The following is a 22,833-nucleotide window of genomic DNA, read 5'->3' on the forward strand; positions in this document are numbered from 1 at the left end:
AAGATCTGCTCGCTCAGGCCGCTGACACGGCCTGTATCGAAGCTGATGAGTTGCGGCAGGCCGGCACTGTCAACAATGTCGATGTTGACGCGGTTTCCGGTCGTGCCGACATTTTAGTCGGCACGGATGTTGAGGATATGCGTGCGGATGAGGGACTGACGGCCGTCGCTGCCGGTCACACCACGGTCGTTGGTTGCGAAAACCGACCCGTCGGTATTGACGATCGAGGTAGTTCCGATCGGGTTCTCGATGGTGCCGTTGATGTAGATATCCGATCGGCCGCCGGTATCGGTGATTTCGATCAGCGTCGGCGCTACCTCGCGTTCGATATTGAACGTCAGCGTCACCGAATTCGACGGGTTCAACCAGGCAAGCGGCTGCTCGTCGGTCACGACGTCGATGTTGTTGATGATGATGTCCTTGTCGGACTCGTTGCGGATTGTGACGCGCTGCAGCGTGTCGCGGAAGGTCCAGGTGCCGCCGGAACCGACCATCTCCTTGGAATCGAAGACGACGTCGCCCGGGCCGGGATTGACGATGTCATTGACGACGATGTCGTCGCTCTGGATCGTGTCACCCTCTCCTTCGCTGTTGCCGCCACCACTGGCACTGTCGTTCACGGTGACTTCGACTGCGACGTCAATCTGGCCGTCGGCGCCGATGACGAGCTGCTTGACCACCAGTTCGGGTGAACGTCCCGAAAGAATGAGGACATCCGAGTTGAAATCGATCTGCTGCGGCCGGTCGTCCGGGCTGCTGCCATCGGAGCCGCCGGCAGCAAGCGAGCGCTTGCTATAGTCGGCGTCATCCGTCTGCGAGATCGAGCCGTTGACCGTGGAAGCATAGAGCGCCAGGTGTTCGTTCGACGCTGCAGGCTCCTGTGGATAGTCCGGATGGCCGAGCACGGCATCCCCGTTGTCACGCGGGCCCGCGGTTACCAGGGCGCCGGCAGCACCGAATATCTTCGAGGCTACATCGGTGTCGTTGTGCGCATCGGAATCGACGAAGCCGAAGAGGCCGGTCGCGCGGGCATAGGACTTGGCATGTGTCTTGACGTTGTCGTAGCGCGTGACGAGATCGACACCTTCCCAGCCGGTCAGTTCGGAATCGGCATTGATGTGCACTTCCGCCTTCGGCCGCGCCGTCAGCGTGCTTTCGGCCTGGCCCTCGCCATAGAAGCCTGCGCCACGGCCGTCGCTGCCCGAGAAGATGTCGAAACGTCCGACTTTCGCGCTGGCAACAGCCCGCTTGGCGCTCAAAACAGCCCGATCGCCAAGGGTTGCGATCGTATCCGCTTGATCCGGATCGGGGTTCGGATCGGCGATACCGATATAGACATGCGTGACGGCGTCGCCATCACCACCGAAGCCGATGCCCGAACCGGTCGCGTTGGCAGAAACGCCGGCTTCGGAATAGGCCGCCAGTTTGGCGAGCTCGCCGGCGACAACGATGGCGTCCGCGCCGATCGTTGCGGCACTGTTGTATTCAATCCAGACAACGGTCGTCGGCGAGGCGACGCCAACGGCCCCGCCGGCGCTTGCGTGCGACGAGGCTCCGGTATTGACATTCGTACTGGAGGTGACGGTGACGTTCTTTCCGGCGACGATGCGCGTGCCATCGCCGACGGAGGCGACGCTGTTGACGTCCTGGTAGCTGTTTGCGTCGGCGTCGCCGACGGCGACGAAACCGCCGGTGCCATTGACCGCGTGCGCCGTCGTATTGGTGGTGGCTGACGTGGTGATCGAGACATCGCCGCTCGTCGTTACAAGCGTCGCCGATATCGTGGCGGTCACGTTCGGATTGCTGGTGATATTGGCGTCGTTACCGTTGACGCCGACAAAGCCGCCGCCCGACCCCTTTGAATAGGCCGACGACACGCCGTCGCCCGACTGCGGCGCGATTTCACTGAGAGAAACGCGCCCCGGGCCGAACAGGAATTGTCCGCCAGCAACCGAGGTCACCGCATTGTTGATGTCGATCCGGAGTTGTTGCTCGCTCGCGGCGTCGCTTGAGATATCGACAGCCAGTGCGCCAATGCGGTGGTTGGCGTAGGGGCCGGAAAGCCCGGTGGGCGTCAACGTCATCTGCGTGCCGCCGGTCGGCGCGTCCCACAGTTCGAAAGTGTCGTCTCCGGGGCCACTGACGCCACGGACATAATAGGTCTTGCCGTCTTCGAGCCCGCCGATGGGCAGATTCTTGGCGTTGATCAGCGAATGGATATCGTCGGCGGTCTTCGCCTTGTTGGGCGTGAGCGTGATGATCGACTGATCGAAGGTCTTGGTAAGCGTTGTTTCCGTGACGCTGTTGACGACCGACAGGATCAACGTGCTGCCACTGACGCCGGTAACGGTGTAGGTACCGCTGTTTGCGCCGGCGCCACTGATGAACAGCGTGCCGGTGCCGAAGCCGAAATCGGCCCAGTTCTCGCCGTCGGTGCGAACGATGCGGTCGCCGCCGGCATTGCGAACGAACTGCACCTGCTCGGTGACGACGTCGTTATGCTTCAGTTGGATCGTGGTCGAATTGACGACGTGGACGCGGTAGGTCTGGCCATCGGACAGCCCCACAATCGCGGTTCCGGGCGCTCCCGTTTCTGTTTCGACATTATAGACGACATGCTCGCCCTCGCTGAAGCCATGGTTCAGCGCATTGCCGTTATCGTCGAAGAAGCGAATGTTGTTCTGGCTGCCGTCGTCGATCGGCGAGCCGTCGGGATTGAGCCCTGTCGGATTGACGTCGACTTGCCGGCTGACGAAAGTCTTGGGATCGGGCGCGTCATAGGTGACGGCCATGCCGTTGGTGAAGCCATGGCCGGAGATCGTGATCTGATTGCCGGCGATGTCGTCGGGCTGGAAGTTCTTGAAGTAGTTTTGCGGGTTGACCGCCTTGTCATGCGTATCGACCAGCTTGATATGGGACTCGTCGATAACCAGAACGTAGTAGAGATTGCCTTCGGTCAGGCCGAAGCTGTTTACAGTCTCGTCGGGGCCGGCATAGTAACGTACGGCATCGCCGCTGATGAAGTTATGCGCGCCCTGGAAAGTAATTATTTCGGTTTCGGAATCGATGCTTGCCGCATCGAAAGTCGAGCCGAAGTATAGCTTGTTCGGGTCGACATTGCCGCCATCGACGACGTTAATCACATTGTATTGACGGTTTACGGCCGGGTCCTGCGGATCGGGCCAATTGAGGCCAGGGATCACTGCGCCGCCGCTGCCGGCGTCGTATTCGACCGTATCGCCGGTCACAAGGCCATGGTTGTTGACGGTGATCGTATCAGCGGCGCCATCGGCGTCGATCACCGCATAATCGGGTTGGGTACCTGGAATGGGTGCGGCAATCGCCTCCAGCGAGACGGTGCCGGTCGCATTGATGACACTGCCGGTTCCGATCGTGCTGGAGACGGTCGGATTGACATTTGTGGTCGCGTCGGAATCGCCGGCGCCGAAGACGCCGCCGATTGTCACCCCGACGACCTTGGAGTCGCCCTCCGTGTTGGCAAGCGCCTTCAGGCGAATATGGCGAGCCGACTGGATGGAGGTGTTGTTTCCGATGGTCGCCGCCACGGAGGACGGGCTTGCCGTTGCCGTCGCGCTGTTGAGCGTCAGCGCCCCAAGGACACCGCCGCCAGTCGCTTCCGCAACGGCGAGCGCGCCGTTGACCGCAAGCGCGTCGATCCCGATATCGCGAACCGAAACGATGTTGGCGTTCACCGACGCATTCGACTGGCCGTTGGCGACCGCCTCGGCATCGGTTGCGCCCACCGCAGCCGCACCGAAGGAGTTCGCCTCGGTATTGGCGACCGCGTAGTTGCGCAGCCGCGACTTGATATCGATGTCGTTGGTGATGGTCAGGGCACCGCCCGCGCCGATAGAAGCGGTTACGACGGCATTGGACCTGGCTGTGGGTACGGCGCCCTGGCCGCTGAACAGACCGCCGCCAGAGGCTTCCGCGAAGGCCTTGGCGCCGCGATCGGTGGCCGTTGCGCCTAAGAAGTTATGGGAGGCGAGGATGACAATGCCGCCGGCTGTAATAGTCGAATTACCACCGATCAGCGCACTTGTCGTCGGTACGACATTCACGGTCACGAAGCTCGTGCCGACCGCGCCGAGACCGATGGTGAGCGCGAAAACATCGCCCTTGGCATTGTGGCTCGAAAGCGCTTCCAGCGTCACGGTGCCGGTGGCATCGATGTTTGCGCCGCCAAGGATCGATGCTTCGATGTTGGTCTCGACATCGATCAGCGCAAAATTGAACGAGAGGCCGAGCGCACCGCCGGCGAGCGCAAATGTCTCCGCCTTGGCGTCGACGGTCGAGTCCGCATGCACAGTGATCGCACCGACCGCGTCGGTCTGGCCGATCTGGCTGCCAGCCCCGATGGTCGCTAGAGACTCAATCGTGCTGTCGTCCGTGTCGCCGATATTGAGGTCGACATAGGACGCGCCGGCCGCCACTGCGCCGATCTGTATGCCCGTGGTCGTGACATCGAAATCCTGCGTATTCGAAGCGGAGACCGACAGCAGGCTGGCGCCATCCACCACCGTTCCGTCGAGCAGGCGCGCCTGTACGCGGCTGGTATCGTTGATGACGATGACCGATGCGCCGAGGCCGACGAACCCGCCCTGGAAGGCGACGGTCGTCACATCGACCTCTTCGTCAAGCTCAGCCTCGACCTTGATCTGGTTGCCGGCGCTGAGGTTACCGCCGGCCTTTGCCTTGACCTGTCCGGAGACGTTGAGCACGGTCACGGCTGCGCCGGCACCGACGAGGCCCGCGGCAGCGTTGCCGATCAGAAGATCGACCTTCATGTTCTGGCGCGAGACGACCAGAATGTCATGGCCGGCCTCGACATCCGCACCGGCTTCGATCGTGGCGGTAGTACCGTGCTCCTCATTCGTCGGGATCAACGCGGCATCGAGGTCCGCGCCCGAGAAGAACGACGGGTCATTCAGCCGGTCCGATGCACCCTGCATGTTGTCCCTGACACGGGAGTCCGCGGTGCGGGAGTTTCCGTCGCCGCTGAAACCGGTCATCTGGCCGGTCAGTTCGCCGACGCCGCCATCGGTCTTTTCGCCCGCATCGGCGGCCGCATTATCGCCGCCGCCCGTGGTGGCATCGCCCGACGTGCCTTCCTTCTCGTTGGCGTAATCGTCCTTGAAATCCTGTCCAATCGACCAGACCGAGACCGACGCACCGAGGCCAACAACGCCGCCGACGCCGCTGAAGGCGAAGCCCTTCAGGACCTGGATCGAGTCCGCGCTAACCGCGACATCGTTGCGCGCCAGGATATCGGCATTCGCACCGATCGAAGCGGTCGTGTCGTTCTTGATGCTGCCGAAGTCGATGCCGCCACCAATGCCGACGAAGCCGACGGCAGCCGAGCCGGCAAAGGACGTGATGCGGACATCATTGGCGGCGTTGACATAAACGCCCTGCCCGAGGCCGACATTGCCCGGATGCAACTGATAGTCCGCAAAGCCCTGGTTGATCGCGGCACCCGCGCCGATGGCGGCCAAAGTGTCGGAGTCGATGATGGTCACGCTGACCGCTCCGGCAATGCCGACATAGAGCCCGCCGGCGCCAGCAACGGCGATATGGGTGACGACTTCGGACGATTGCGCCTGGACGATGACGCCGTGGGCCTCACCCGAAAGCGTCGAGAAGCCGGTCGGATCGCCGCCACTTGTCGTGATTCCGCCGTCGAGCACGTTCGAAAGGCCCGCACCATTGGCGCGCGCGTCGATCGTGGCGTGTTCGCCGATCGTTGCCTCGGTGTCCTTGGTGACGTGGACGACGCCGACGGAGCCTGCGGCACCCCCGCCGGAGAGCCCGATGGCGACTGCACCGGAAACGATCGTGAATTGAGAGTCGTCCTTGGCCATGACGGCGACGTCGCCGCCGGCCTCAACCGTCGAATCCCCGATGCGCGCAAAGGTGTCGGCATCGATCGAGACGACCGAGACGCCACCGGCGAGGCTGACCGCACCGCTGAGCGCCAGACCAGCGGAAACGACGAGAACCTTCTCTTTGGCCGTCGCAATAACCGCCACGTCGTTGTTGGCATCGACCAGAGTGTCGTCGCCAATCGTGGCCGTGGTCTTCGTCGTGACGACCGACACGTCGACCGCCGGAGCAGCCGCTGCTGATCCGCCGACGGCTGCACCTGCGCCAACGCCGAGATGGCTGAAATCGCTGGCCGCAGCGACTAGGACCGACTGCGCCCCATTGCCGCCACCGCTCATGTCCTGGTTAATGCGCGCGCCTTCACCGATAAGCGCGCTCGTCGTCGTATTGACGACGTTGACCGCCGCACCGACGGCGACACCGACGGACCCGCCGCCACCAACGCTGATCGCCGCCGTTTCGATATCGTCCTTGGTGCTTGCGGAGACCGCGACGCCGCGGAAGCCGCTGTCGACTGACGCCGTTGCGGTCCGCTGCTGGGTCAAGCCCGGATCGGTTGGGGTACCGTCATCGCTCTCATCCTGGTCGAGGTCGTTGAACTGGCCGAGGCCGCCGCCCCCTTGCTTGATCGGCACGCCGGCTTCGAGGCTGTCCTTGCTGACCTGGCCGTCGGTCTGCGGGTCATAGCCATCGCCCATGCTTTGCGAGCCGGCAAAGCTGATGTCGAACCGGCCGGTGCGTGCTGCTACGCTGTGATGACCTTCACCGGTAACGCGCGCATCTTCGCCGATGAACGATTCCGTCACCTTGTCGACGACGGCCACGCCGGCAGCGACACCAACGCCGGCGCTGCCGCCAACAGCGACGCCGCCGACGATCAGATCGAGTTCCGTTTCATCGACTGCCTGCACCAGCACGCTGCCAAGGGCGCGAACGTCGGTCAGGCCCGCATTGCCAATGCCGTCGATCGGATCGTCACCGATGAAGGCGCGAGTCTTCACGTCGAAGATGAACACATCCGCCGAGACCGTGATCGCGGCCGAGGAGGCCCCGCCGGCTGCAACCGAGAAGGAGCCGACGTCCTCGCTGCTGGTTGCCTCGACCTTGATGTTGCCATCGGCATCCATATCCATGCCGGAGTCGATCGAGGCCTGCGTGGTCTTGATCAGCGTGGCGATGTTCACGCCGGCACCAACAGCGGCGCTACCGCCGGAGGCGGCCAGTGACCCGGCAACGGTGAGCAGATCCGTCTCGCCATAGGCATAGACCGCGACACCCGGATCGTTTGCGCCGGACTGGGCCGTGACCGCCGTATTCGAGCCGATGCGTGCAATCGTCGTTTCCGTCAGCACCGTGACCGCAACAGAACCGGCCACGGCGGCACTGCTGGCCGATACACCGCCGGCGGCGGCGATCGTGGTCACGTCCTCGGTCGAAATCGCCGAGACGTCAAGGCCAACCGGCCCACCGGTTTCGACGTCGGCATGACCGCGGATCTCAGCCTTCACATCGTCGATATGAACGAAGACCGTGCCGCCGATACCGATACCGGCCCCCTGCCCAAAGGCGATGCCGCCGGCGAGCGCAAAGATCTTGGCGTCACCAGTTGCCTTGAGGGAGACATTTCCGCCGGCATGAATCTCGGATTTGTCGAGTGCTGTTCCTGTCTCGACATAGGCTTCGGTCGACGTGTCGAGGACGACGACACCGACTGACGCGGCGACGCCCGAGCCGCTGAGGCTCAAGCCGAAGGTGGCGGCAATCGAGGTGATGGTGTCGAATGAATCGGCATTGACGAGGATATTGCCGGCAATCGCACCGAGGTCCGCCGTTCCGCCGACCCAGGCGCTGGTATTGCGAATGATGACATTCACGTCGAGGCCGATGCCGACACCGGCATTGCTGCCGCCGGACAGTCCGATGCCGCCAGCACCACTGACCATGGTCAAGATGTCGGTCGCTTCGACGGTCACCCCGCCATCGCCGTCGAAGTCGGAGCCGTCATTGATGAAGGCATGCGTCTCCATGAAGACGACGTTGACACTCGAGGAGCCGCCCACCGCCGTTCCGTTGCTTGCCGCAACGCCGGCAGCAAAGCTGGTCACCGCCAGATTGCCGATGACAGGAATGCTCTCCGTAATCGGCAGCAGTTCGGCATGGGCCGTGACACCAATCGCACCGCTCGCCTCGGCATCGACGCCGGTCCCAACGTCGGCCTTGGTGTTGAGATCGTTGACGATATTGATGGAAACCGCGACGCCGACACCGGTGCCGCCATTGAGGCTCAGCGCCGCGCCGCCGGCGATGCTCTGCATCTCGTTGACGCTGACTGCATTGATAGCGATCCCGCCGGCGTTGGCGTCGAGATCGGCATTATTACCGATGATGGCGCTCGAATTGACGTCGAGATAGTTGACCGCGACGGAGCCGCCAACGGCCGTGTTCTTCGACACGGCGCCAGCAAGCGCCCGTGCCTGGAACGTATTCTTCTGTCCCTCGGCAGTCACAGCCCGGACCTGGATCGACCCAGCTGTCAGATCTGCACCCGAGTTGACCTGCGCGGTATTGTCTAGCAAGGCGATGTTGAGGCCGACAGCGGCAGCCACGCCGGTGTTGGAACTGGTGTTGGTCGATGTCGCGGTGCCGAGCGCGCGCGCGTCGGTGGTCATCGTCGCTTCGACTTCCATCGCGCCCGAAGACCCGATCACGACATTGCTTGCGATCGTCGCGGTGTTGTCGGCGTCGAGGAAGTTGACGGCGATCGTTGCGGCGACGCTGGTCCCGCCCTGTGTCGACTTACCCGTCTCGTTGGTGCTCTTGCTATCGGCGGTGCCGAGACTGCTGCTGCCAGATTGGGTCGGCGCCTTCGAGCCGCCACTCTGGTTCTGCGCCATGTTCGTCTGGTTGCTGCTCTCCTGGTCGGAGTTCGCCTTCGAGGTATCATTTCCCTTGGCGCTCGCCTTGGACTCTGCCTTCGTGTCGAAAGTCGACGTGGCGGTGACACTGACATTGTTGGCGCCGGAGAAGTTCCTGCCGACAAAGGCATCGTTGGTCACTTCGGCGATGTTCAAAGCGAGCGAAACGCCGACGCCGACATTGCTGCCGGCCGCTTCGCCGTCGCCGAGCGTGTGGATCGTGCTGGCATGGCTCGCCTGCGCGGCGAGATTGCCGGTCAGAGTGATCGCACCGCCAGCACCCGAACCGATATGTGCATCCGTGTCATTATCCACGTAGGCGACTGCAATTGCGCCACCGACGGCAGTGTTTCCGGCTGCGCCCGCTTTTGCGGTGGTGGTGACCGTATCGTTCGAGGTGGCAAGTGCCTGGAAGTTGCCGGTGTTGCCGCTGATCGTTTCGCCGTTTTCGATCCCGGCGAAGGTCGTGTTGAGCGAAATACCAAGCGCTATCGATGCGCCGACGCCAGTGCTTCCCGAACCGCTGCCGGCACCATGGGCCGTCGCTTCTGTCGTCGATTTGGTTGTGTTGGTTGCCTGCAGGCTGACGTTGCCGCCAGTGAGCGTCACAGACGTCGTGCCGCCACCGCCGTGGTCGAGCCCAATCGTGCCGAGCGTATTGGTGGTTGCAACACTCAACGCAAACGAACCCGCCACGCCGGTGTCGCCGCCGCTCGCACCTGACGTGGATTCCGCGCCGAAATCGTGCTCGGCGTTGCCGCTGACCGTCTTCATCGTCGCCGAAGCCGTGAGGCCGTCGGCAGTGATATGCGCGCCGGCCCCGACCGATGCTTCGTTCCGCATGGTCGCGACGTTGATGGCAACGGCGACACCGACGCCGGTGCCGCTGCTCGTCGTCGTTGCCTGGCCGTCACCCGCGGCACTAGCATTCATATTGTTGGAGGAGTGGAGCTGAAGCGCTCCGGTGCCCGCACCTTGCCCCGCAATGATTGTGACGCCATCACCGATCGAGGCGACGGCGAGCGACGAGGAAACGTTGATGGCGAGCGCTGCGGCGACGCTCACCTGGCCGCCGCCGGTGCCGCCCTGGCTCGTTGCGGATTTGTCGCCGGTGTTCGACTTGCCCGATTTCTCGTTGGCGAGCTGTTTTTGCTTGTTTTTCTGGTCATCAGCGGTCGTATTGCCGCTGTCAGTTTCCTTATCCTTGTCCGCGCCTGCAGCGCTGGCTCTAGCCTCGGCCGTGCTGGCGCCGTCACCATGGGCCGCAAAGCTGACATTGCCATCGGCGGTAATGTTGCGGACGGTGGTCGCAGTCGCACTATCGTCGACGAAGGCCAGCGCGATTGCCGCACCGACCGCTGTGTTGCCGGCAAGCGCATCGCCCAGTGCCGAGGTGGTGCTTTCACCATGGTGGGTCGCGGTGGCGCTGAAGGCGCCGTCAAGGTCGATAAGGCCGCCGGTGCCGAGCTTCGCCTCCGTCACATTGTCGGCAACGGTGATCGCGATGGCGCCGCCAACGCCGGTACCATCCTCGGCCGTCGCGCCGGATTCTGCCGTCGTGGTGGTCTTGTGGCTACCGGTGGCGCTGAGCGTCAGGTCGTCGAGGCCGGTGCGGACAACGGCATTTCCGACTTTTGCCGACGCTGTGTTGTCGGCCGCATTGATCGCGAAGGAGGCTCCAACGCCGGTGCTGGCGCTCTCCGCATCCGCCTCGGCGACAGCGCTGCTTTCAGACGTGTTGGAGACCGTCAGCGAGGCGTCGTCGCTGCCGAGCGTGACGCTGGCGGAAGGCCGGATCGCCGCTTCTGCGGTGGCATCCGACACGTTGAGCGCGAACGATCCGGCAACGCCGGTGTCGCCGCCGCTGGCGCCGGACGTCGAATGCGCTTCGAAGATGTTCTTCTGGTCGCCGCCGGCATTCTTCATCGTGGCAGACAGCGTGACGCTGCCGTCGGCATTGACGATCGCGCCGTTGCCGATGATCGCCCTGTTGCTCATATCGGCGACGTTGATCGCCACGGCGGCGCCCACCGCCGTGCCCGAGGTTTCGCTTTCGAGCGTCGCGCTGCCATCGGCGATCGCCGAGGCATCCATGTTGTTTTTCGCTTGCAGGTTCACGCCGCCGGTTCCGGCGCCGTCGCCGGCCGTCACGGTGCGGCCATTGCCGATGCTCGCCAGCGCTTCGCTGTCGGAGACGTTGATCGCAAGGGCGGCCGCGACGCCGACATCGCCACCGCTGCCACCACCAGTATTGGCGGTCTGGCTTGTGCTGTCTGCATCGCCTGATTTGCTGTTGGCGAAGTCCACCTGTTTCTGTTTCTGCTGATCGGCCTTGGTGTTGCCATCGGCGGATTCGTCGTTCTTGTCGGCGCCCTTGGCGCTTGCCCTGGCTTCCGCCTTGCTGGAGCCGTCGCCCAACGCCGACAGGCTGACAGAGCCGTCAGCGCGCAGATTCCGGTTGGTGGTCGAGATCGCGCGATTGTCGACGAAGGCCAGCGCAATCGCGGCACCGACCGCGGTCGAGCCAATCGCCGTGCCATCGGCCGTGGTCGTGCTCAGGCCATGATGGGTCGCCGTTGCCAAGAAATCACCGGTTATGTCGAGTTCGACATCGTCCGTCCCGAGCGAGGCGCGGGTGGTATTGTCGATCACGTCGATCGCCACAGCGCCGCCGATTCCGGTGCTGCCGCCGGTGCCGCCGGCTTCCGCCGTCGTCTCGGATTCATGGTTGCCGGTTGCCGAAAGCGTCACGTCGTCTGCGGCCGTGACCGTCGCGCTGTTTTCGATTAGCGCGTTCGTATTGTTGTCGATGACGGCGAGCGCTACTGAGCCGCCGATGCCGGTCTCACCGGCTTCACCGAGATCGGCGCCGTTCGGGGTCGCAGCGGTCTCGGCATGGGTGGTCGACGAAGCCGTGAGGCTCAGGTCGCCGCCATGGAGGTTAACGGAGGCACCCGCCTCGATAACGGCTTCGACGTCGGTCATGATAATGCTGATGGCAAGGGCGCCAGCGACATTGGTTTCGGCGCCGCCAGCACCGGCTTCCGCCGTCACGACGAAGCTTTCGCCAGCATTCAGCGTGGCATTGACGTCGACTGCGCTCGCCGTCAGATCGGACGTTCCGGCGACATAGGCGCGGGTGGTAACATCGGCAATGCCAAGCGCGACAGCCACACCGACGCCTGTGCCCGCGCTGGCCGTGGCCGAACCGTCGGCGCCTGCCGTAACGCTCTCGGTGGAGGTTGCCGTCAAGGCAAGCGTGCTTGCGGAAACGAGGATGGAGCTATCGATATAGGCTTCCGTCGTGGTTCGGTAATCGGAAACCGTGACGGCACCTGCAAAGGTGATGTCGCCGCCGCTGGTCGCAGCCTTGTCCGAGGTGTTGCTATCCTGGTTCGGGTCGGCCAGCCGCTTTTCGGATTCGCTCGTGCCATCGCCCTGGTTCGAACCGCCAGCGCTCGAGATCGCCGTCGTGCTGACATTGCTGGTCAGTGTTGCGCTAAAGGCGACGGAATCGGGCAGGTCACCACTATTGGCGTTGAGGGCCGAATTGCCCGCCATATAGGCGCGCGTCGTCGCGTTCACTTCCGAAACGGCAACGCTCGCACCCTTGGAGCCGGAACCGCCATCGGCTGTTGTCGTCAGTGCCAACTGGGTGTCGGCGGTCAACGAAACGGCGCCGGATACGTTGAGGGCGCTGCCGCCCAGCACTTCGGTGATGGAATCGCTGAGAACAACCGTGACGGAAACCGCAGCATCCTTGGTCGTGTCGTTCTCGCTTGCATCGCCTTCGTCAGCGGCGGTCAGCGAAACGCTGACCGAACTGCCGGCCGAAAGGCTCGCAGCCGTCAGCGTGCTGTTATCAAACTTGATCCTCGCCTCCGGCAGAACGGTGACAATGACGCCTTCGAGCGGCCCGACGTCCGCGGTTGAAGCCGAAACGGTCGCATCCGCCGTCGCCGAGATCTGCACGGCGCCAGAGGCGGTGATGGTCGCGCCGCTGAGGTCGATGATCGCCTCGGGTGTCGCGAAATAGGCGCCGCCGGTAATTTTACCGTCGTCTTCGGCGAGCGCCACAAGGGTGACCGTCGTCGCCGAAACATTACCTGAAACCGTGATCTTTTCGGCATGAACCACCACGGCGCCGAATGTGTTTGTCCCCTCGATGAGGACTTCGTCCTTGCCGTCATCGCCGGCTGTATCGGCAGCGTTCTCGCCAAAAACGGTAAAGCTTGCAGCCCCGAGGTTGACGCCTGTGACCGTCAAGACATCCTTCGACAGCAGCGGGATGCCGAGGTCGGCGCCAAGTTTGATCGTCAGGCTGTTGGTGGGCTTGGCAAAGGTGACCTTCTCGAAGGTCGGGATCAGCGACAGCGACTCGAGCGTCAAAGTGCCGTCACCGTTGTCCTTCAGCCGTGCTTCGTCGTCGAAATCGCTGGTCGCGATGATACGATCGGCGACGACCGTATTGTCTGTGATCGGCTCCAGACCATCGTAGCGCAGAACCTGACCATCGCGGGTGATCGTGCCGGACGCAGGACCGGTCGCAACGTAAGTGACGGATTGGAAAACACCGCCATCGAGAACGAGGCTGTCGAAGCCGCCGGCGCCACCGTCCATAACGCCGGTCAGTCCGCCGCCAGCTGAAACGAAGAAGGTGTCCTCGTTGTCGGCAGAACCTCTAAGATTCTCAACCTCGACGAAGGACACCCCTGAAACGTTGCCGGCGTTGAGCCCGGTTATGTTCCAGTTGGTATCTACCGGAGGCCCGATCACTGCGTCGCTGCCTGCACCGCCACTCAGGAGAACCTTGCCGGAGATCGCATTGTCGAACCCATTATGTACAAAGGTGTCGTCGCCGGCACCGGTATCGATCGTCAGCTTCAGATTGGGCGAAGCGAAGGTGTAGGATACCAGCGCGCCGCCATTGATGCTGTCGAGCGTTGAGAACCCATCTCCGGGTGTGCCAGAATCGCTGAGGCGCAGAGTCTGCCCCTCGCCTGTCACGTCGGCAAAGATCCGCTCCTGCGCAGTCGTCGCGTCGGTCACGGTCGAGACGCCACCGATACCGATCCGATGGCTGATCTGGCCGTCGACGGCGGTGAACACGCCTGACCCTGCGCCATCGGATGCGAACTCGACGAGATCGAACACGCCGCCGGTTAGCGAGAGCTTGTCGTCGCCGTCGCCGCCTTGAAAATCGATATCGAGCGCCTGAAGGAAAGCCGTACCGAAATCGATTGTCAGCGTGTCGTTCGCCGCTGTACCGGTCACCCGGATATAGTCGATCTGCGCGGCATTCCTCTGCGCAACGAGGAGGCTCGACCTGTTGTCGTAGACCTGCACCGCCTGGATGAGGTTGTCATAGCGCAGGCTGTAGTCAGCGCCGCCATCACCGACCATGTCCACCGCAAAGGGCATGATATCGGCAGACAACAGGTAGCGAGGCTCAAGTGTCTCGAGGGCGAGCCCGGGCAGATGGTTGGTTTCCGAGCGCGGTGTGAAGCCTCGCGCCTTCCTGCCACCGAACCACCGGAAAAGGCGTTCGATCATCGCCGTTTCCTGGGCAGGTGGCCCATCCTGTGCGGCTGACTTTCGGCGGAGGTGACGGGAATTCTTGGAATCAAGCATCGACGACAGCGGCATGCCACCCTCCCGCGTTCAAAGCTGTAATGAAACCCCTATATTCGAATGTTTACAAACACTAATGCGAAAAGACAAGACGTAATCTGTTGCTGTCGATAAATCTTCATAATCCGTTAGATTTTTACTTAAACCGTAAAGCATATGACAACGTCGTTACATAAATGTCATAATAAATTCCGCTCCATTTAACGGATTGGTTTGAATGGCTTTAATAGCTCCTACGAGTTAGTTTGGCCGCCGGCGTCTGATGACCCAAAGTGATCAGACGCCCGATCTGGCGCAGTCGGGCTTGGACGGGTCTTGCCCGTAAATCGGGCTTAGATTTATCGCGGCGCGCTAAATGATCGATAGGCGCGCAATCAATGATTGCAGGCACAGGATCCCGCCTTGTCGCGATCTCTCGCCTGCCTCGTGAGATTGGCCCGAAAACAGAGCGCACGGTGGCTCCTACCGAGATCACGCGATTTTGCAGACAGGTGAACACGGGCGTTGGCAGAATTCGTCGATAATCGATCCGTCGGAAATTGGAGAAATGGCGATGCCCCCAGGACTGTCGGCTGTGGCGCTGTCCTTGTCATTGTTGCTATCGGCCTCGGCGGTGTCGCGCGCAGATGACTTGCCGCGTTCCGGCCAGCCGGTGTTCGACCGTGTCGTCGAGTTGGTGAATTCGAACTTTTACGACGGCAAGGCGCTCGACCGCTTCAACGCGGCGGTTCGGTCGAAATTAGAGCCCGGGAATAGGCCAATCTCTCTGACCAGCCCGGTCGCCGACGTCGACGACGCAATCACGTCACTCCTCGCCAGCCTTAAGGTGACGCATACCGGGCGCTACAAGCCCGATACAATCGACTATTTCGAGCTGTCCGACATTTTCCGTTTCGCGATCCGCGACGATATACGCCGCCTGTTTCCGCCGGACGGCGAAGTCCGCTATCCCGGCATCGGCATGGTGACGACCGTCGAAAACGGCCACCGTTTCGTCGTCGACGTCTATGATGGTTCCCCTGCCAAGAAGGCCGGCCTGCTCGTCGGAGACGAAATCCTCGCCGTCGATGGGGATCCCTATCGGGAGATCGGCTCGTTCGATGGCAAGGTCGGCAGCAGTGTCGAGATCCGATTGCAAAGGGAGCGCGGCGCCGCACCGATGTCGATCAGGGTTCCGGTGGAGCAATTGCGACCGCTGCCGATGTTCGAGAGGGCAATCGGCGAAAGCGTGACACTGAGCGAACGAGATGGCCACAGGATCGGCTACGTGCGCATGTGGACACTGTCCACGCGCCATGGTCTCGATATCGTCGCAGACGCCCTGGCGAACGGAGCGCTCAAGGATGCGGAAGGCCTCGTTGTTGATCTGCGCGGGCGCTGGGGTGGCGGTCCGGCCGATGCCGCCGAGCTGTTCGTCGGCGACACGCCTTCTTTCCGGCTGATTTCGCGCAAGGGCGATGCAACGCTTGCGAACTTTCGGTGGCGAAAACCGGTGATCGCGCTGATCGACAGGGGCACGCGCAGCGGTCTGGAACTTTTCGCCTACGCGCTCAGGCAAAACGCCATTCCGCTGGTCGGCGAACGGACGGCGGGTGCGCTTCTTGCAGGCCGCGCCTATGTGCTGCCCGATGACAGCCTGCTCGAACTGGCGGTTTCCGACGCCGTGATCGACAACGATCTGCGGCTTGAAGGGATCGGCATCGAGCCTGATATTTCCGTGGCATCGCCACTTGCCTATGCCGCAGGGAAGGATCCGCAACGGGAGGCGGCGGTCGCCGAGATGGTCCGGATGCTCGCGGCCGGAAAAAGTGGTCAGGCGGCGACGCCGCGCGATCCAGCGTTCACACGCTGATCCGGCCAATGGCCTTGCCCAAAGCGCGTGACGTCAAGGCTTAGTCCACCACCGTGCCCCGTCGGCTAACGCGTACCGGTGACGATGGTCGCGGTGGAGCGCAGTTCGACTTTGCCTGCCCTGCTCGCCTGTCGGGCAAGATCCAGAACCGCGACCTTGATACGGTCCCGAGTGGCTACATCTGCCTGCCCCAGACCCGCTACCACGGGCGCGGCGATTTCGGTCATGAAGGCCCAATAGTCTTCGGGCGTGTCGTGCACCATCGTGGTCGAGACCTCTTCCTCGCGGACGTCGCGCAGCCCTGCGTCGGTAAAGAGAGCCGTCATCAGTCCTTCCGGCGCACAACGGAACAAACCGGGCGCTCCCGCCGGCGGTTTCGGCAATTCGACGTGGCGCGCTATGGTCGACATAATCGTCGTTGCCCAGGCGTTCTTGGCAGGTGCCCCCCAGACGGCGGCACAGACGCGCGCATCAGGCTTTGCTACCCGTCGCAATTGCTCGGCGGCTGCCGCAACGTCCGGGAAGAACATGAACCCGAACCGGCACAGGACAGCATCGAACGTCGCGTCGGAGAAAGGCAAGGCACCGGCATCACTGATCCTGGTTTCAAAGTTCGTCAGACCGCGGTTGCTGGCGTTTTCGTTCGCCACCTGCAGCATGCGCTCCGAGAGATCGGTGACGGTGACGCGGCCTTTCGGGATCGACGCGGCGACTGTCAGTCCCGGCTCGCCCGTTCCGGCGGCGACGTCAAGCACCTGATCGCCGTCCTTGATCGCTGCCTGGCGGATCATCGCCTGGCCGAAGGGGGCAAGCCAACCGAGGACGAGAGCGTCCCACTTTTTCCAGCCGGCGGAAAATCGATCCCAGGTTTCTCTTTGCTGATCGCGGATTTGATCGAGATGCGCGGACATGCAGGTTCCTCCCATGGCGCCGTTTTCGCCCTCGTCTGGCGAAACTATGGACCCGCTGCCAAACGTTACAAATCACTTTTGCGCCGGGACAAGCGGGGCTTTGTGACCGCGGTTACATGTGATCTCAGACAATCCGCTCTAGGGTGAGGGGGCGAGGCACGCTATATTCTAATTGAGGAGACCGGGAAGGAGAGATTCGCACCGATGTCGAACCGGACCAACGGCAAAAATAACGGCCGGATAGAACCCAGCGACGAACAATCCCTCGGTGATCAATTGCGGATGATGCATCGGGCCTTTATGGCCTCGCCGCTACGCAACAAGATCATTTGGCTGACCATAAGCATCGTCGTTGTCATTGTGGTGACAGCCTTCGGCCAAATCATCCTCAATCAATGGTACAAGCCATTCTACGACACGCTCGAGCGCCGCGACCTGCCAGCCTTTTTGCATCAGCTTGTCGTTTTTGCCCAGATCGCAGGCGTGCTTCTCGTCCTCAACGTTCTGCAAACCTGGCTCGGACAGGTGATAAAGCTGCGTCTGCGAGAAGGGCTGACCGAAGATCTCATCAACGAATGGATGCGCCCCTCGCGTGCATTTCGGCTGGCGAATGCGGGTGCGATCGGCATCAACCCGGATCAACGCATCCATGAGGATGCGCGCCATCTGACCGATCTCTCTGCAGGGCTTTCGATCGGCCTTTTCCAATCGGGCATTCTGCTGGTGAGCTTCATCGGCGTGCTGTGGTCACTCTCCGACGGCTTCGTCTTCCATGTCGCGGACTATGCCTTTGCCATACCCGGCTACATGGTCTGGGCTGCCATTCTCTACGCGGGCACAGCTTCCTGGCTAAGCTGGCTCGTCGGCCGGCCGCTGGTGGCGCTCAACGGAGAGCACTATGCCCGCGAGGCGGCGCTGCGGTTTTCGCTCATGCGCGTCAGCGAACATATCGAGGCTGTATCCCTCTCGTCAGGTGAAGCAAATGAAAAGAAACGCTTACAGCGCGATCTTGCTTCTGTACTTGAGATCAGTTACGGCCTCTTACGCGCCGTGACGAGGCTGACCTGGGTAACCGGGGGCTATGGCTGGATCACCGTCGTCGCCCCGATCGTCATCGCCGCACCGGTCTATTTCTCGGGAGACTTGAGCTTCGGCGGGCTGATGATGGCGGTCGGCGCCTTCAACCAGGTGCATGCATCCTTGCGCTGGTTCGTCGACAACATCGGCGCGATCGCCGACTGGCGTGCCACGCTGCTGCGTGTCGCCGCCTTCCGTTCGGCATTGCTGATGACCGACGAAAGGCATGAGGGCGACAAGCGTATCGACTTTAAGACGTCGGAAACGCCGCAGATGAGCTTCGACAATGTCGAGATCGTCTCGCCAACCGGCTGCATCAAGCTTCGGGAGCAAAGCGTTACGATCGATCCGGGCGAACGGGTGCTCGTTACCGGTGCTCCCGAGGTGGAGAAGGCGCCATTCTTCCGGGCGATCGCCGGACTTTGGCCCTGGGGCCATGGCCGCATCGCACTGCCGGTGGATGATGGCCTCGCCTTCGTCCCGAAGTCACCCTACTTTCCGCCCGGAACCCTTGGCGACGTTCTCGCCTATCCCGGTGCTGCAGATACCTACGGCAAGGGCGAGCTCGCAGGCGTGCTCTCGAAGGTCGGACTTGGTCGGCTGAGTGGCCGGCTCGACCAGGATGCGCGCAAGCAGATGAACCTCAGCGAGGCGGAGCAACGGCTTCTGGCCATCGCCCGGCTCAGCTTGCACAAGCCGCGGTGGCTGATCATCGACGAGGCGCTCGACACTCTGGAGGACGATGCCTATCAGCGCGTCCTGAAGTTCATGGACGAGGAACTCAAAGGCGTCACGATCGTCAACATCGGACGGACCGAGCGTGGCAACGACTTCTTCACGCGCGTCCTGCATCTCGACAAGAACCCGGCCGGCAATACGCTGCGGCGGTTGCAGCCAAGGAGCCTCCAGCCAGCCGATCCGCAACTGGTGGATTGAAGCAAGCGATCGTGTTCGCGCGGTCGCGGCAATGTCTCGAACGCACGGCTCGGTCCGGCGTAAAATGTAATGGAATTAGAAAACCGCGCATTCTGTGAATGCGCGGTTTTGCTTTACCCGGCGTCGGTCGCCTTAACGCGTCTTCAACTTCATGTGGCGGTTCACGTCCTTGTAGAGCAGGTAGCGGAACTTGCCCGGGCCACCGGCGTAGCAGGCCTGCGGGCAGAAGGCGCGCAGCCACATGTAGTCACCGGCCTCGACTTCAACCCAATCCTGATTGAGCCGATAGACCGCCTTGCCTTCCAACACATAGAGGCCGTGCTCCATAACGTGGGTTTCGGCAAAGGGGATGATCGCGCCAGGCTCAAACGTCACGATGGTGATGTGCATGTCGTGGCGCAGATCGGCCGGATCAACGAACCGGGTCGTTGCCCACTTGCCGTCGGTGCCTGGCATCGGTGACGGGGTGATCTCGGCTTCGTTGGCGAAGAAGGCTTCCGGCACGGGCAAGCCGTCGACGTGCTCATAGGCCTTACGCACCCAGTGGAAACGAACCGGCGCTTCGCTTCCGTTGCGAACGGTCCAATTGCTGGCCGGCGGAATGAAGGCGAACCCGCCCGGCTGCATCTTGTGCGCCTTGCCGTCGAGCGTGACGGTCAGTTCACCCTCGACGACGAAGATTGCGCCCTCGGCGCCCGCGTCGAGTTCCGGCCGCTCGCTACCGCCGCCCGGAGCGACTTCCATGATATATTGTGAAAATGTTTCAGCAAAACCGGAGAGCGGACGGGACAATATCCACAGCCGGGTCTTGTCCCAGAACGGCAGATAGCTGGTGACGATGTCCATCATCGTCCCCTTCGGAATCACCGCGTAGGCTTCGGTAAAGACCGCGCGATCCGAAAGGAGTTGGGTTTGCGGCGGGTTGCCGCCATGGGGCGCATAGTAACTACGTTTGGTCATATCTTCCTTCAGTCTGCTGGCAGGCACCGCCTCCTCTAAAGTGCGGTGCAATGGGTCGGGCGCCGGGCGTCAAAGCAAGGCAGTGCGCAGATCGCGGGGCTGGTCCTTTTCCTCGTCCAAGTCCAGTTCCGCTTCCACGTGGTTCAAGTGTTCGGCCATTTCCTTGATCGCACTTGCGGCATCGCGCGACGCGACGTGCTCGACCACAGCCAGATGTTCGTCCGGACCGCAGTTGTGCAGGTGGTTCGAGCGGTACATCGCGGTGATCAAGGATGTACGGGAAACGAGGTCACGCAGGATGCCGAAGAGGAAGGCCGAGCCCGAGAGTTCGGCGAGCAACAGGTGAAAACCTCCGGAAAGCCGAACGATATCAGAGAGATTGCCGGACCGACCTGCGATGCGCTCTTCTTCGATATGTGCGCGCAGCCGCACGATATCCTTGGGGTTGGCGCGTTCGCAAAGGCGCTCGACCACGCGCTGCTCGATAGCCCGGCGGGCAACGAAGACATCGCGCGCCTCATCCACGGAGGGCTCAGAGACAAAGGCGCCGCGGTTCGGCATGATCGTCACCAAGCCGTCGCGCTCGAGCGCAGTCAGTGCCTGGCGGATCCGGGCCCTGCTGACGGAGAATATTTCGGCAAGTTGCTCTTCCTTCAATCGCGTTCCCGGCCTTAGCCGCCGTTCTGCAATCGCAAGCCAGATCTTCTCGCAAATGATCGCCGTCGGAGCACCGGCGGCTTCGTCCGCGTTGTACATGAAATCTCCCTTAGCCGTTCACTTACTCTCGCCGTGCGGCGCTCAAAGTCAATTCCACCCGCTGCAGTTAGATATTGACTACAAAATTGTAGACAATATTGTGTACCGCAACTTGATGTGCAATGGCAACTGCTTAAACACGACCGTGCGACGGGGCTTGAGACCCAGGCGCGGCGCCACTTGAGAGCCCCGATGGACTTTGATTTCACTGAACTGCCGGCCCAGGACTATTTATCGCCTGCTGCCGGATTTCACCGGACGACGGCCGAATGCGGCGGTACCGGCGCTCTCGCCAAGCGGTCCGCAATGCTGACGCCTGATACGGCGGCCGCCCCCCTCCTTGCTGCTCTTCGGAAATCGAGCTGATCCATGCGCCTCCTGCTCATCAACCCGAATTCCACCCGCTCCATGACCGAACAGGCGCATCGAAGCGCCGAGCGTGTTGCAGCACCCCAGACCCAACTGGAGTCTGTTAACCCAACGTCAAGCCCAGCCAGCATTGAAGGCCACGCCGACGAAGCCATGGCCGTGCCGGCCATGCTTGCCGAAATACGCAAGGGTGAGCAGCGCGGCGTCGACGCCTACGTTATCGCCTGCTTCGACGATCCCGGTCTTGGCGCTGCGCGTGAAATCGCCCGCGGTCCGGTGATCGGCATCTGTCAGGCGGCAGTGCAAGTGGCGATGAACATAGCCACCCGGTTTACGATCATCACGACCCTGCCCCGCTCGGTGCCGATCATTGAGGATCTCGCCGAGGCCTATGGTGCCGGCCATCGCTGCCGCAAGGTCCGCTCGGTAGACATGCCTGTGCTGGCATTGGAGGAAGATCTCGCCCACACAGAGGAAATGCTGGTACAGGAGATCCTCAAGGCGCGGCAGGAAGATGGTGCCGAGGCAATCATCCTCGGCTGTGCGGGAATGTCCGAACTGTGCGACCGCCTGAAGACGCGCACAGGGATGCCGGTTATCGACGGCGTGACCGCTGCGGTGAAGCTGGCCGAAGCCCTGGTTGGCGGCGGCTATGCCACCTCGAAGGTCGGCGCCTATGATTATCCTCGCGTCAAGGAAGGCCCGGCCTGCAGGCTGGTCGACGTCGCCGGCTAAACCCCGGCTGTCACGACCACCGGGCGGCGACCCGTCCGGTGGATATCGCTGACATAGGATGGCTGTTTCAGCGCAACAGGGCGTCAAGCTGCTCCTGCAGTGTCGCCACCTTCTGCTCGAGTGCTTCCAGTCGTTCTTCGAGGGCAGACAGCGCCGAACCACTCGGCGCCGAAGATACCGCCACCCTTTCGGCCGTCGGCTGCTCGACTTCGCCGCACAGCAGATGCGCAAAACGGTCCTCTCGCTGACCTGCTCCACGGTTCAGTTGAACGATCAGTGGCGGCCTGCGGCCCATCATCAGATCGATATTGTCCTTCAGATCCTCGATCGAGGCGAAACGCGCCATGCGCTCGCTGCGCGCCCAGAGCTCGTAGGCCGTCTGCGGGCCACGAAGAAGCAGGAGGCCCAGCATGGCGATCTGCGGCGATGTCAGCGAGAAGCGGTTGGCGACCAGGTGTTCGTAGCGCTCGACGCGCGATGCAAATGCCTGGCGCACCAGTCCCTTCTGCGACAGCGACGAGAGCGCGCGATGAACGTCCACCTGCTCGACCACCATGACGGGATCGCGTGCCGTCTTCTGATTGGCTGCAGCATGGGCCGAATTGAGCGTCAGCGGATAGACGTCTGGTGTCGTTTCCTTCTTCTCGATCAGGCATCCGAGAACGCGGGCTTCAACGGCATTGAGGACGGGGAAATCGGTGTCGGAGGTCGTGTTCATAAGCCAACTCTTCAAATCAACGCATTCGATCCCAGCCAAGCCTCGTTGCGGGTCCGGCCCGGCTTTCGG

8 protein-coding genes are annotated in these 22,833 nt (G+C 62.3%); 3 read left to right on the forward strand and 5 right to left on the reverse strand.

Annotated features, from left to right (window positions below):
• Positions 1–113: 113 nt before the first annotated feature.
• The gene (locus I8N66_RS04935; RefSeq protein ID WP_291150339.1) at positions 114–14,372 is read right to left on the reverse strand and encodes an LEPR-XLL domain-containing protein; all 14,259 of its coding nucleotides are present in this window, start codon (positions 14,370–14,372) and stop codon (positions 114–116) included.
• A 631-nt stretch (positions 14,373–15,003) separates the two neighbouring features.
• Here I8N66_RS04935 and I8N66_RS04940 point away from each other — a divergent pair.
• Entirely contained in the window at positions 15,004–16,302 is a 1,299-nt protein-coding gene (locus I8N66_RS04940; protein ID WP_291150341.1) for a S41 family peptidase, read from the forward strand.
• A 65-nt stretch (positions 16,303–16,367) separates the two neighbouring features.
• Here the strand turns inward: I8N66_RS04940 and I8N66_RS04945 are convergent, their stop codons facing one another.
• A complete protein-coding gene (locus I8N66_RS04945) occupies positions 16,368–17,213 on the reverse strand; it encodes a methyltransferase domain-containing protein (protein ID WP_291150344.1) in 846 nt (281 codons plus the stop codon).
• Positions 17,214–17,417: 204 nt separating this feature from the next.
• Here I8N66_RS04945 and I8N66_RS04950 point away from each other — a divergent pair, with 204 nt between their 5' ends.
• Positions 17,418–19,226, forward strand: coding sequence for an ABC transporter ATP-binding protein/permease (locus tag I8N66_RS04950; protein WP_291150347.1), 1,809 nt, complete (start codon positions 17,418–17,420; stop codon positions 19,224–19,226).
• Positions 19,227–19,358: 132 nt separating this feature from the next.
• Here the strand turns inward: I8N66_RS04950 and I8N66_RS04955 are convergent, their stop codons facing one another.
• Positions 19,359–20,186, reverse strand: a complete 828-nt coding sequence (locus tag I8N66_RS04955) for a bifunctional allantoicase/(S)-ureidoglycine aminohydrolase (protein WP_291150349.1) — start codon at positions 20,184–20,186, stop codon at positions 19,359–19,361.
• A 69-nt stretch (positions 20,187–20,255) separates the two neighbouring features.
• Positions 20,256–20,942 (reverse strand): GntR family transcriptional regulator, encoded by a 687-nt coding sequence (locus I8N66_RS04960; protein WP_113540660.1) that lies wholly within the window; start codon positions 20,940–20,942, stop codon positions 20,256–20,258.
• 369 nt (positions 20,943–21,311) lie between these two features.
• On the opposite strand from I8N66_RS04960, the gene I8N66_RS04965 reads away from it, so the two are divergent.
• Entirely contained in the window at positions 21,312–22,046 is a 735-nt protein-coding gene (locus I8N66_RS04965; protein ID WP_291150359.1) for an aspartate/glutamate racemase family protein, read from the forward strand.
• 67 nt (positions 22,047–22,113) lie between these two features.
• Here the strand turns inward: I8N66_RS04965 and I8N66_RS04970 are convergent, their stop codons facing one another.
• Positions 22,114–22,764 (reverse strand): DUF480 domain-containing protein, encoded by a 651-nt coding sequence (locus I8N66_RS04970; protein ID WP_291150362.1) that lies wholly within the window; start codon positions 22,762–22,764, stop codon positions 22,114–22,116.
• Positions 22,765–22,833: the final 69 nt, after the last annotated feature.

This window comes from Ensifer sp. SSB1, from assembly GCF_016652895.1.
In the GTDB taxonomy this organism is placed as follows: domain Bacteria; phylum Pseudomonadota; class Alphaproteobacteria; order Rhizobiales; family Rhizobiaceae; genus Ensifer.

Excerpts from the sequence above, each read along its gene's own strand:
- I8N66_RS04960 (WP_113540660.1), bottom strand. The coding sequence starts at position 20,942 with ATGTACAACGCGGACGAAGCCGCCGGTGCTCCGACGGCGATCATTTGC.
- I8N66_RS04965 (WP_291150359.1), top strand. The coding sequence starts at position 21,312 with ATGCGCCTCCTGCTCATCAACCCGAATTCCACCCGCTCCATGACCGAA.
- I8N66_RS04970 (WP_291150362.1), bottom strand. The coding sequence starts at position 22,764 with ATGAACACGACCTCCGACACCGATTTCCCCGTCCTCAATGCCGTTGAA.
- I8N66_RS04955 (WP_291150349.1), bottom strand. The coding sequence starts at position 20,186 with ATGACCAAACGTAGTTACTATGCGCCCCATGGCGGCAACCCGCCGCAA.
- I8N66_RS04935 (WP_291150339.1), bottom strand. The coding sequence starts at position 14,372 with ATGATCGAACGCCTTTTCCGGTGGTTCGGTGGCAGGAAGGCGCGAGGC.
- I8N66_RS04940 (WP_291150341.1), top strand. The coding sequence starts at position 15,004 with ATGCCCCCAGGACTGTCGGCTGTGGCGCTGTCCTTGTCATTGTTGCTA.
- I8N66_RS04945 (WP_291150344.1), bottom strand. The coding sequence starts at position 17,213 with ATGTCCGCGCATCTCGATCAAATCCGCGATCAGCAAAGAGAAACCTGG.
- I8N66_RS04950 (WP_291150347.1), top strand. The coding sequence starts at position 17,418 with ATGTCGAACCGGACCAACGGCAAAAATAACGGCCGGATAGAACCCAGC.